Below are 14074 nucleotides of genomic sequence, written 5' to 3'. Positions count from 1 at the left end.
TTATCTTTTATATAAATATGTCTACTATTAAAATGCCTATTAACCCCATAATTCCCACAGTAGTCTCCATAAGGCTCCAGGTAGAAAGTGTTTCTTTAACAGAAAGATTAAAGTATTCTTTAAACATCCAAAATCCACCATCGTTCACATGTGACAGCATCAAGCTTCCAGAACCTATTGCCAGTACCATTAATTCAGGACTTACATTAGTATTAGTAATTAAAGGAAGTACAATTCCTGCTGCTGTTAAACCAGCTACGGTTGCTGATCCTACACAGACTCTAATTATTGTTGTAATAAGCCAAGCTAAAACTAAAGGAGACATGTTCGAATCTTTCAATAAACTTCCTATATACTCACTAACTCCGCTATCTACCAAAATTTGTTTTAACGCCCCTGCCCCTGCTATAATTAGTAAAACCATGGTTATACTTGATACTGATTTGGAAACAGAAGTCATTAATTCGGCCATTTTTTTACCTCTCGAAATACCTAGAGTATAAATGGCTACCAAAACCGAAATTAGCATAGCGATTACTGGGTTTCCAATAAAAACAACTACTTGATTAAACATGGAATTTTTTGGTAAAAAACTAGTAACAATTGTAGAAAAAATGATCAATATAACTGGTAATAAAGCACTAAACACACTAATACCCATACTTGGCATTTCTTCATCTTTTAAAACAATTGGATTGTAAAACTCTTTTAATGGTGTGGCTTTTATATTTTTAATCGTTCTGGTAAATAACGGACCCGCCACTATTATTGCAGGAATAGCTATCAAAATTCCATACAATAATGTTTTTCCTATATCCGCTTTAAACATACTAGAAATTGCTGTAGGAGCAGGATGAGGAGGTAAAAAACCATGTGTCACTGATAAGGAAGCAAGCATTGGTAAACCAACATAGATTAATGGTAAACCTGTTGAAGCTGCTACTGTAAATACTAATGGTATTAAAATAACAAACCCTACTGAGTAAAACATAGGAATCCCAACAATGAATCCTGCAAGAACAACTGCCCATTGAATATATTTCACTCCAAAACCTGATACTAATTTTGAAGTAATTCTTTGTGCTGCACCGCTATCTGCAACGAGTTTACCTAACATAGCGCCAAACCCTAAAATCATGACTAAAAAACCAAGTGTATTTCCTATTCCTGTTTGGATAGATTGGATCATGTTTTGTAATTCCATGTTTTGTAAAACACCAACAAAAATGCAAACTATGATAAATGAAATAAATGCGTTAAGTTTAAATTTAGCTATTAAAATAAACAACAACAATATTCCTAAAATGATAATAACTAAAGGCATATAAAAGGGAGGGTTTTAAGTTATTCGTATTTGTTTATTGTAAAAACTGATATCTTATCATCATTATTACCAGAAATCATAGCAGGATTATCACCGATTTCTATCCAATGCAAATTTTTAGAATCATATGGGATAAATACACCGCTCTTTGAGGCATGAATTGGTGAAAAATTAAAATCTCCTTCATTTAGTAAAACCATTCCGTAGCCAGCATCATTTCTTGGTGTTTCAATTTCTGAAGTAAATAGGTTTCCTGCGATTATTACATCTTTTTTGGAGTCGTTATTAATGTCTATAATCAAAATATCATTTATAGAAGAAATCTGTGATATTTCTGGTAATGGTATAAACTCAAAGTTCGCATTTCCATTATTATTCAGAATACCACTTTTAAAATTATAACTAGATAAATTCATAGCAGATTTTAGATTATTCTTACCATATATATCTGCAATAGTAGCATTCCCAAATTCATGATAAGTAGGTATTTTGTTTTTTATAAAAGGAATTTGTTCAGACGAACATTCTTTTCCTCTAACTGGGAAAAGCTTACCAAAATTATAATATCCTAAAACAATATCATTTTTACCATTGTCATCAAAGTCATTATAATACACTTCAAATGGCTCTATAGTACTAGCTTTATATTTATAATTCTCTCCTAAATTTCCTAATATATAGTCATCATCGCCATCATTATCTAAATCAACAGATTTAATAGCATAGTACCAACCAGAGATACTGTCTAAATACGTAAGTTTTACTTTTGTGAAAATCGTATTATCATTCTCAAAAAGAATTGGAGCCATCCACTCCCCTGTAACTAATAAATCAAAATCTCCATCTGTATCATAATCTGTCCATGTAGCATCTGTTACCATACCTATATCCTTTAATTCTGAAGCATTTTTTTCGGTAACATCAATATATTTCCCTTTATCGTTCATTAAAATATAACTGCTTGTGGCACTTGGATACTGATGAGGCTTATGTCTTCCCCCTATAAACAAATCGGGATACCCATCTTTATTAATATCTGTAACCTTGATCTTAGAACTGCTTATATGAATATTTTTTGGTAGAAGTTCTGTGCGTTTCACAAACACACCTGATTTATTCTCATATAATCTATCTGCATAGTTGGGGGAATTTTCTTTAAATTCGTTACCTCCGCTCGCTACATATATATCTAAATCTCCATCTTGATCAAAATCTAAAAATCGAGCATCAATATCTTCAAAAATAGCATCTTCATGAAATGTTTGCTTTTCTATAAATTTCCCATGTTTATCTTGGATAAATACTATAGAAGCTTGCCCCGTACCTTGCCCCAGGAATATATCATCTGTACCATCGTTATTTATATCTCCAACCGCAATAGCTGGACCTAATTGGGATAACTTATGAGGCAAAAGTAATTGTTGTTTATAGTCATCATAATCATTTTCTATATGTTTTAAGTCAGAAGATATCTCATATAAAGAGAATAGTTTATTTGATTTTCTGTGGGAAGACTCAAATGCTTTTGCCGAGTTATCAAATTCTACTAAATATGTTGTATTAAGTTGATCAATTTTAACATTTTGTTTTTTACCATTTGGCCAAAAAACAGACAGTGAATCTATTTTGGCATTTTCTGCAACACCAATATTTATTTTTAATGGAACAGAAGATAGGTATCCTCTTACACTATAGTTCTCATAAACCTGTTGTCCTTTATTTGTATATAAAATGGCTTTAGTCCCGATTCCATTTATGTTGTTTTTAACCCCTTTAAATTCAAGTTTAAGGTATTTATTAGTAGAAATTACATCAGAATTATTCTTTAAAATAGTCGCTTCCTGATCAACATGATTTATTACCAAATCTAAATCTCCATCATTATCTAAATCTGCGTAAGCTGCCCCGTTAGAATAATCTCTCGTAGCATTTTTCAACCACCCATCTGAGGTGTTTTCAAATTTTAAATTTCCAGAATTTTTGTAGAAATAGTTTTTGTGTGATCTATGAGGTGTTTCAGAAATCAGAAACTTTAGTTTTTCTGGGTTTGTATATGCATCTTTATGGTTTTTTGAAAATGTCTTCATCTTTGCAAAAAAGTCTTTATTTCTAAAGTCTCTTTTAATACCGTTCGTTATAAAAATATCTTTATACCCATCATTATCAAAGTCGGCTAATAACGGTGCCCAACTCCAACCTGTATTAGAGATACCAGTAATCTGCCCTATTTCTGAATAAAAAGGAGTTCCTATAGAATCAATGTATGAAGTATGCTTTTGAAAAGTATTGTACATATACTGAAAATGCCTTCCAGCTTTTACTTGGTTATTAAATTTTTTGGGATTCATTCCTGGCATACTTGTTTTAATACCATAATTATCTTCGGCAACCATATCCAACGTAACAATATCTATATACCCATCATTATCAAAATCAGCCAGGTCATTTCCCATAGAAAAATTTGATATATGCTTTGTTGCTTTTTTTATAACGTCTTTAAAAGTTCCATCCTGTTGATTTATATACATATAATCATGCTCTTCATAATCATTAGAAATATATAAATCTGGCCAGCCATCTAGGTTTAAATCACTTACTCCTATACCTAATCCATATGATATTGCATTAGAATAGATACCTACTTCTAGAGTTTTATTTATGTATTTACCATTTTCATTGATATAAAATTTATCTCCAATTTCAGAAAATTTCATCCTTCCTTCCTTTAATATTTCGGGTTGAAGAGGTTGCGGGTTATGATTCATTAAATACATATCTAAATCACCATCTAAATCAAAGTCAAAAAATACAGACTGAATTGAATAGCTAGTATCATTAAGCCCATATTTGGCTGCCATTTCTTCAAAAACAGGTATCCCATTTGCATCCAATCCTTTATTTATATAAAGTTCATTTTCTAAAATTTTTGATTTCTTAAAAGGCCCTGATTTACAGACATAAATATCCAACAGCCCATCATTATTTATATCTACCATGTTAGTACCTGTAGTCCATCCTTGACTACCCTGTGTGTTAGACATTTCTGTGATATTTTGAAATTTCAAATTCCCTTTATTGATATACAATTGGTTAGCTTCTAGATTGGATGTAAAATAAATATCATCTAATCCATCATTATTGATATCACCGATGGCAACTCCTCCTCCATTATAAAAATATTCATATACAAACGCATTCATGAACTCGTCTTCGTAAATATTGTTTTTGAATGTTATTCCTGAATAAGTCTCCGGTATTTTTTCAAATAGAGTAATAGCAATGTCATCTTTTTTAGTGCTACAAGAAAAAATAACTACTAATAATAAAAAACAGGTTATTATTTTAAATACCGTTCTATTCATTTAATTATCATTATATAAATACATTCATTGATTAAATCCTTTCGAGAGAATTACAACTTATATATTAGCTTATTCACTAAAAAATTCTTCTTGGGGCCAAAAAAAGCAAGCCATAAATAACTAACCCTATATAGATTATAATTCTTTATTAGAATTGTCATTTATAAATCAGTCTTCTTGTATAAATACATCCACTCATAAATACTGATATCAAAAGGGTCATAAGCACTGTTTCCGCTACCTATCCCTGTATTATCATAAGTTCTGGACCAAGAGTCATGACCGATACCAGAGTATATAGTTATCTTAGCTTTTGTTGTTGGGTTTTCTGCATTAATTGCATTAACCATTGAAATCGATTTATCATATGAAATAATCCTATCTGCATCCCCATGAAATGCCCAAACAGGAATATTAGTAAACTGATTTCCTGTAGATGTATCTCCCCACCCTGCTATAGGCACTATGGCTGCTACATATGAATTACTGCCTTTTGAAGAAACATAATCATAGCAACCTTTCCCTCCCATACTAAATCCTGTCATGTATATTCGTTGCGTATCTATCTTTAAGTTTTCAATCAAAAAAGTAATAAAACTGTGCAAGTTTTCTGTATTCCAAATAGATGGGGATTGTGGTGATACAACAATCATAGGATGTTTGGGGTTCCATTGATTTTTATGTATTAATGACGAAGGGCCATCAAATAAAATAGAATTTAAATCATTTGAGTTTACAGAACTATCTCCTCTTGCTCCACCTCCATGTAAGTGGATCAATAAAGGATATTTTTCGGTATTGGTGATATTATATTCAGAAGGAACATATGCATAGAATCCATATTGGGACTTTGTAGACCCTTTTGGATATGCCTTCTGCACACCTGATGGGATTGTATTTAACTCAACAAGATCATTTGTATTCGTATCTATAGCGCTATCACTTGAGCTACAATTGACAAGTAATTGAATAGTTAATAAAAACAAGTAACTCTTTTTTTTAATAATAGCATGTACCATACTGATCTATATTATAAAAAACGCATATCATTCTTGAGAAAAGAATGTCTCAAAACACCCTCTATCTGCCATTGTTACAAAACATTGAGTATTATTTTTTCCTCCAAAAGCGATATTAGTTGGTTTTTTTCCTTTTAGTTGTACTTCTCTTAATTCTTTACCTTCAGGAGATAATACTAATACAGTTCCTTTATCATATCTACACACATACAAATTCCCTTTAGCATCACATCTCATACCATCTAAGCCAAAATCTTTGAATGTCTTGAATATTCTTTTATTAATAGGTTTACCGTTATCTGTTATATCATATACCCAAATGTTTCGTTGTATAGATTCATTAACATACAATCTCTTTCCATCAGGGCTAACTTCTATACCATTGGTTGTTCCCATATTTTTTTCTACCAAAACAAGTTTTCGATTAGAAGTCATCCATAAATTACCTGTTCCATTTTTCCAGTTAGGATCACTTGCATACAAGGTTCTATTAGAAGAAATAGCAACATCATTTGGTTGGTTCATTGTAGAGTCATGAGCAAAAACAGTAACTTCTTTTGATCCTTTTTTTATATACAATATGTTATGATTTGTATAATCTGCTATATACATATTATCAGATGCATCAAAACGAATTCCGTTACCAATGCTACCTGTAGGTAATTTTACAAATAAAGAGCTTTCTCCTTTACGATTAACCATACCTATTGTACCTTCTTCTTTAAAATTAACCGCATATAGGTTTCCTTTACTATCTACTGCCGGACCTTCGATACCTTTGGTAAACTCGTGTTCTTTAGTAAAATCTGTACTACGATCTATAGATTTTTCTTTTTTATTACACGAATTAAAAATCATTGCTCCAAAAAGCATTACCACGAAAATTATAGTATTTTTCAATATATTAGGGTTTTACGTTTTTAATTTCTATATCTGAGATTAGCTTTTTAATTGCTGGTATTATTACGAGTTCTGTGTCGGCAATTGGTTTGCTAAGAAAATCAATAATAACTATTGATTTTTGATGTTCGGCTTTGTTTATGCTTCCTCTAGTTAATCCTTTTTTCAGAATGGATGATAGTTCTGCTAATTTTGAAGATAGAGGTTCTAATTTTGCCAGTGTTGGATTATTATTTATTTTGCTGAAATCAGTATGGTTTGTCATCCACTTGTTAAGCAAAACTATAATCCCTTGTTTATCAGCACCCCTATTAGATTCTAAATATTTTTTTACACTTTTATCAAATAGTATAGCATCAATAGCATCTGTATTACACGCATCTACAAATTGCGTAAATGGCGAATACGATTTATACTCAACTCCTCCTTTATTTCTTTGGTATGCTTTTAATGGTTCACAAATTTTTGTAAGATTAATCAATGATTTTAATTCTTGATTATTACTAATGTTTCTTAAAATTACATTTCTATTTCTTATATGAGAAATACCTAATTCTTCTAGTCTGTAATTAACACTCTCTAATCTTTTAAGCATATTATCTGCATCATTAACTACACTAGATGACCACAGTTTTTCTGCAATTGCAGCTGTTCTAGGCCAAATTCTAGAATCTATAGATACCGGAGTAACTAATTCTCCCCACATTGTTGCTTCTCCTCCCAAGATGTTTTTTAGTTGTTCTTCTGTTAAGCCATGATCTTTTGAAATAGGTTCATTTGCATAATGATGTCTAATAGATTTAAGTAAATCTATATAATACCCTTTGGACAACACTGTTTTATAGCCTTGTTTAGCTGCCTTTAACATTGCTTCTTTACCTCTCCACGAATGTATAACAACATCTTTGGGTAAAGTAGGTTGCAAAATTTCGTCCCATCCCATCATGATTTTTCCTTGCTCTTTTAATATTTTTTGAATTTTAATATTAAAATATGCCTGCAATTCATGGTTATCTTTTATATTATTTTTCTTCTTAAATTCTTGGATTTTATCGTTTTCATCCCAATGCTTGCCTTCATTTTCGTCGCCTCCAATATGAAAATATTTATCAGGAAAAAGTGGGGCAATTTCTGAAAACACATCAGTAATAATCTCGTAAGTAACTTCTTTTGTAGGATCCAAAGTAGGATTAAAAATACCTGCATATCTTTCTATTTTATAGATAGTATCCTTACTTGCCATTTCTGGGTATGCTACTAACCAAGAAGTAGCATGGCCTGGTATATCAAATTCGGGGACAACTCTAATTCCTAAATTAGATGCATACGCTACTAACTCTTTTATCTGCTCATGAGTATAGTATTGTCCATCCGATGCTAATTGATGAAATTTAGGTCTTGATTTTATCTCCACCCTGAAGCCTTGATCTTCGGTTAAATGCCAATGAAAAACATTCATTTTTACAGCAGCCATGGCATCTAAGTTATTTTTTAGCACTTCTAGTGGTTCATAATGCCTAGCCACATCTATCATTAAACCTCTCCAGGGAAATCTGGGTGCGTCTTTAATATTAACTCCATGAAAAAAATATTCGGTTTTAGTATGAGTATTAAGCTGCAATAAAGTTTCTAATCCTCTTATTATACCTATATCTGTTATAGCTGTTAAGCTTATTTGGTTGTTTAATACTGAAAGTTCATAAGACTCATCTTCATTTAACTCTAGTTTACCTTCTCTGGTATAATTTATAACTAAAGATGGCTCTTTACTTTTAGAAGCAATTGTTGCAAACCCTTCGTCAATAAATACTCCTGTTCTACCAGACAGTCGCCTTAGAAATTTGGTTGTTGCGTTACCTATTTTGGGATTAATATTGTCTTTATTTACTGCAATCGTAAAATCTTCTTTAATGATAAATTTTTGACCGTTCTCTGTTATTTCTTTTGGCCAGGGCATTAAATCATATTTCTCTGACAACTCAACCTGCGCGTTAATGTGAAAACATGATGCTATAAAAACAAAAATTAATATAATTTTTTTAATATTTTTCATAACTAGTATTGCATTTTACTTCAAATTTCTGTGGTTTGATGATTAAATAGTGAAAACGATGATGTCTTCTATATGTGTTAAAAGCTTGAATTAAAGCATAAATTACCAGACTAAGTTTGTTGCAATGTATATCGTAATTTTTTTATATCATTATTCTTATACAAAATTTGCAATAATCATGACTACAAAAAACACTTTTCTATTTTCTGAAATTAATACTGAAAAATAGCCATTCTTAAAAACTTAATCTGGCATTCATTTATACTTCTATTATAAATGGTAAATTAATTTACATCCCACCAAAGAGCTGTAGACATTATATCTGGGCCTTGAGCATTAATTGCTTCTTGTACATTAACACTATTAGAGATTAATTCTGTACTAGAATATTGTAATCTTTTAGGAACGTTACCATTATTAGGTTGGCTTACCCAAAAATTAACATTATCTGTTATTTGTGGTATCATATCTACCCTTCTTACCAATGCCCAACTCTCATATCCGTTTGTTAAAGATGCTAACCATCTTTGGTTATACACCTGATTAAGCTGATCCTGAGTAGCGCCACTTAATGTAGCAATAGCTTCATTTGTTATAAAATCACCAGCATCTTGACCTCCCCAAAAATTAATACTAGCTAGTATACCGCTCTGATATAAGCTATTAGCATCTCCTCCATATCCTAACAATGCAGCTTCTGCTTGTAAAAAATAGGATTCGGCTGCTGTTAATACCATTACGGGTACTTGATCTTTAATATCAGAAAAAGACGTTCCTACTATTTTTGGTCCAGGCTTAGACATATCATCCCAGGCTGGGGAAACTCTTACATTAGGCATACCTCCAACGTACCCTCCATTTTCTGCCTCAATTGCAATTTCTGGCAATCTTGGATCATTATTATCTTGCATAAGATTTACCAGTCTATCTGTTAAAATCCATTTAGAACCTGTAACTCCATTACCTCCGGCACCAGTTCCAAATCCCCAATAAACATCTTCAAAACCACCATCTAGATTACCATTAACCAGAGGATCACGAGATCTAATTAGTGTAGCCTCATTAGTTTCGTCTATTAATGGATTTAATAAACAATCTGCTATGACACCATCAATAAAAGCGCCATCACCGTCTGCAGTAAATGCATCTCTACTTCGTAAAGCCATGCGCAATCGTAATGTATTTGCCAAAGTTTTCCACTTTTGAGGATCTCCTTCATATATAAAATCCCCGTTATCACCACTAATAGTTGTTGTTGAGTTTCCTATGACATCCATTTGCGCTTTTAGATCTTCTAAAATGCTTCTATAAATAACTTTTTGAGTGTCATATTTTGGAGGATTTACTTCAAACTCAGGTAGTATAACTTCGGTATAAGGGACATCCCCAAAGATATCAGTCATTTTTTGATAAAAAAGAGACATCATAATTTTAGTCGCGGCTTGACCATTGGTATCCTCTAATTCGCCAAATTTGATTAATAAATTACGCAGATTTAAACTACTCTTTGTAAAAGATTTATCAAATACGGCATTGGTCCAACCTTGATCATTATCGTATATATCGCCACCAGCCCACCAGCTTCCTGCAACACTTGTTGAGAATTGATGAGAAAATTGTGATGAATATAATAAGTTACCTCTCCATGCCACAAATCTAGGCTCTGCAAAGGTAAAATATTGCACCCCTCCCATAATGTTATCTGCTCCACTTTCTTCGGGTAAATTAGGGTTGGTATTTATTTCTTCAAAGTCTTTAGTACATGAAGACGTTAAGAAACCAAACATTAACACAATAGCGAAAAATTGTCTTTTAATGTTTGAATAATTTTTATGACTAATGTTTTTCATAATATTTTAAATTATTTAGTATTAAAATGACAAGTTTAACTTTACACCATGGCTAGAGGTAGAAGGGAAATCATAAATTTCAATTCCTTGGATAGAGGTATTAAAACCAACTTCTGGATCAAAATTCTGTGTATTCTTATGAAGAATTGCTAAGTTTCTCCCGATATAGCTTATAGACATATTTGCAATCGAAAATCTATCTAAAATACTAGATGGAAAGTTATACGTTAACGATACTTGTCTTAGTTTAACATAACTACCATCAGAAATCCAGTTTTCAGAGATATTACCTAATCTTTGATAATATGTTGCTGGATCAACTCCTCTAGCGGCAACACTTGGAGATAATGTACCGTCTACAACGGCGTCACTTGGTACCATAATACCATTACCTCCTGAATAAAATTCTCTTCCTTCTAAGGTTCTAATATCGTTACCATTTGTACTGGCTACAAAATCAGTAAATGAGAACACATCCCCTCCTGATTTAATATCAATCAAAAATCCAAGTTCTATGTTTTTATATGAAAATGAATTATTAATTCCCAGTAAGAAATCCGGAGTAACATTTCCTATTATTTTATTTTCTCCTACAACTGGTAAACCGTTACTATCATAAATCACACGTCCCTGATCATCCCGAGAAAATGATGGCCCAACCAAATCCCCATATACATTCCCTTCGGTGGCAGTTAATTGTATAACATCATTAAATTGTCTTGCTATAATAGCAGTTGGTAACTCTGGTACAAGTTTTTCTATTCTATTTTCATTCTTACTAAAATTAAAAGCAGTATTCCATTCGAAATTTGTCGATTTTATAGGGGTTGCTGTTAAAGCAATCTCTACTCCTTTATTAGAAACCAAACCTGCATTAATTATTTTGCTCTGCGCTCCCGTTGTAGAAGGCAAAGAGATTGATAATATTTGGTTTTTTGTCTCCTTATTATAGTATGTAACATCTAACCCTAATCGATTATTGAATAGTTTAACATCCATACCCAACTCATATTCTGATGACAATTCGGCTTTTAGATCTTTATTAGGGATTACAGTTCCTGGAGCTGCTCCTTCTTCTGCTTGTCCTTGTGTTAAATTAGGGTCACCAAAATAAAATAATGTAAGTCCATTATACGGAGCAGAAGATACATTATATACTGGAGCCAATCTGTAAGGCAGTGTTGCATTTCCTGTTTTTGCCCAACTTGCTCTAAGTTTTATAAGATTAACCTTATCGCTATCTATACCAAAAATATCGTGCAATAGAAAACTCGTTCCTACAGAAGGGTAAAAAAATGAAAAACTATCTACTGGTAATGTAGAACTCCAATCATTTCTCCCTGTTACTTCAACAAATGCAAAATCATTAAATCCAAATTGTACCGAACCAAATAAAGATTGAGATTTAAGATTACTTAATCTCGTACTAGCTCCTTTAGTTCCAAAATTATTTACTGAAAAAAGCGAAGGGTCTAATAAATCCGATGCTTGCACAGTTGTAGATTTTGCTTTGTTCTCAAAACCACTATATCCTACGGTTGAGTTTACAGATATTTTTTCTGTTAAATAACCATTATATGATAATAAGAAATCATAATTTGATGTGGTAGTTTGCTGTGTGATTTCTACTAATTGCCCTGAAGGTGCATTATCAAAAACTCCTCGACCTTTAAATATAGAAGCCGCATAATTACTTTGATCCTGAGAATATCTAGCAGTGGCAGATAAACCATCTGTAAGTTTATATGTTGCACTTATTAATCCTGTATACCTGTTTTTGGTATCTTCATTCAACTTAGTATTAATTGCATAATATGGGTTCATTGTAAATGAAGATCCTCCAAAATTATTTGGCGTACCATCGGGATTAATATAATTGGCTTCTAAATCTGCATTAGAAATGTTTCTAGGTTTTAAGATCAAGCTTCGAACTGTATTTGCCTGTCCATCTGTTATATCGGCTCTATTAATTGCTGTATTTTTTACATACGCAATTTTGGCTTGTACTTTTAATTTATCTGTCACATTGGTATTTGTATTTAACGACAAAGATTGACGTTTATAATCACTACCCGATAAAACAGGCTTATTAAATAAATTAGAATAAGACAATCTATAATCTATAATATCAGATCCTCCAGATAAGCCTACAGAATTTATCATGGTTAAACCTGTTCCGTAAAAATCTTTAAAATCACCAGGATTACCACTGTAAGGAGCTGTACCTACACCGTCAAATCGTGTTTGCTGACTACCGTCTAATGCAGGTCCCCAACTACCAGGTCTGGTAATATCATAAACCAACTGTCCTGTAGCTGCATCAAAACGACCTTGTCCATAACTATTCTGTAGTTTAGGGGCAATTAATACATTATCAAAAGTCACCGAAGAAGATAGATCAACTTTAACTCTACCTGCTTTACCTTTCTTTGTCGTAATTACAATAACCCCTGCAGAACCTCTGTAACCATAAAGTGCGGTGGCATTCCCTCCTTTTAAAATGTTGATACTTTCTACATCATCAGAATTTATATCGGATAATGCATTTCCATAATCTAAGCCTCCAGAAAAACTTCCTTCTCCTAAACTACCTCCATCTAAAACAACACCATCTACAACAATCAACGCCGAGTTTTGCCCTGGCACTAATGAAGTAACACCTCTAACGGTAACCGAAGCAGATCCTCCTATACCTGTCCCATTTTGATTAACCTGGACTCCGGTTACTCTACCTGCAAGATTATTAACTACATTAACATTTCTTACTTTTGTTAATTCTTCGCCTTCTACGGTTTGTATTGAGTATCCTAATTTTTTGGCCTCCCTTTTAATTCCTAAAGCAGTTACTACTACTTCTTCTAAACTTGCAGTGTCATCTTCCATAACGACATCAATAGTTGACGAATCTCCTACTGCAATTGAAACTGTTTTCATTCCTATAAATGAAAAATCTAATACATCCCCTATTGAAGCTTTTATAGTATATCTCCCATCAAAATCTGTTTGTACTCCTCTAGTCGTACCTGATATGATTATATTTACACCTGTCAATGGAACCCCTTGTTGGTCTTTTACAGTACCATTGATTTCTTTTTCCTGTTTTGTCTTTTTAACTGGTTCTGGAATTAACTTTTTAACAGCTTCATTGTTTAGTTTATTTTTGACTAAAATAATTTGACGATCTATAACCTTATACGTTACCCCTTGATTACTAAATAGTTGATTTAATATTTTATAGATCTTTTTATTTTTCATTTTAATCGAAACCAAACGGTTTTGATCTATTACATTTTCATTTGCCAAAAATTTAAACTCAGATAACGACTCTATAGTCTCTAATACTTTTATAACTTTTACAGATTCTAAATTAATAGTAATCCTAGTATTTTGAGAATATGATTCAGCTTGAATTTTAAAGAGAGAAATGAATGTTAATAACAGTGTTAGTTTCATTTTTAAATTCAATTTAGGGGGGGTATATAAACATGCCCCTGAGGTAAAGAATTTTTTCATATTTTTGTGATGATTTAGTTAATAATAAGACTCATGTCGAAATGATTCGTATT

7 protein-coding genes are annotated in these 14074 nt (G+C 32.1%); all 7 read right to left on the bottom strand.

Translation table 11 applies throughout. The features are described from left to right. Positions 1-7: 7 nt before the first annotated feature. Complete coding sequence (locus tag Z053_RS0123025; protein ID WP_025667320.1) at positions 8-1324, bottom strand: gluconate:H+ symporter; 1317 nt, start codon at positions 1322-1324, stop codon at positions 8-10. A gap of 20 nt (positions 1325-1344) precedes the next feature. Then, positions 1345-4686, bottom strand: coding sequence for a VCBS repeat-containing protein (locus Z053_RS0123020; protein ID WP_025667319.1), 3342 nt, complete (start codon positions 4684-4686; stop codon positions 1345-1347). A 161-nt stretch (positions 4687-4847) separates the two neighbouring features. Further along, the gene (locus tag Z053_RS0123015; RefSeq protein WP_025667318.1) at positions 4848-5705 is read right to left on the bottom strand and encodes a carboxylesterase family protein; all 858 of its coding nucleotides are present in this window, start codon (positions 5703-5705) and stop codon (positions 4848-4850) included. A 27-nt stretch (positions 5706-5732) separates the two neighbouring features. Further along, positions 5733-6605: an SMP-30/gluconolactonase/LRE family protein gene (locus Z053_RS0123010; RefSeq protein WP_025667317.1), complete on the bottom strand. Its 873-nt coding sequence runs from the start codon at positions 6603-6605 to the stop codon at positions 5733-5735. A gap of 4 nt (positions 6606-6609) precedes the next feature. Then, positions 6610-8658, bottom strand: coding sequence for a beta-N-acetylhexosaminidase (locus tag Z053_RS0123005; RefSeq protein WP_035096609.1), 2049 nt, complete (start codon positions 8656-8658; stop codon positions 6610-6612). Between the two features lie 284 nt (positions 8659-8942). Beyond that, positions 8943-10508: a SusD/RagB family nutrient-binding outer membrane lipoprotein gene (locus Z053_RS0123000; protein ID WP_081748323.1), complete on the bottom strand. Its 1566-nt coding sequence runs from the start codon at positions 10506-10508 to the stop codon at positions 8943-8945. A gap of 21 nt (positions 10509-10529) precedes the next feature. Continuing rightward, the gene (locus tag Z053_RS0122995; protein WP_160170139.1) at positions 10530-13961 is read right to left on the bottom strand and encodes a SusC/RagA family TonB-linked outer membrane protein; all 3432 of its coding nucleotides are present in this window, start codon (positions 13959-13961) and stop codon (positions 10530-10532) included. Between the last annotated feature and the right edge of the window lie 113 nt (positions 13962-14074).

This window comes from Aquimarina megaterium XH134 (assembly GCF_000520975.1).
In the GTDB taxonomy this organism is placed as follows: Bacteria; Bacteroidota; Bacteroidia; order Flavobacteriales; family Flavobacteriaceae; genus Aquimarina; species Aquimarina megaterium.
This window is presented reverse-complemented; position numbering and strand designations above follow the sequence as displayed.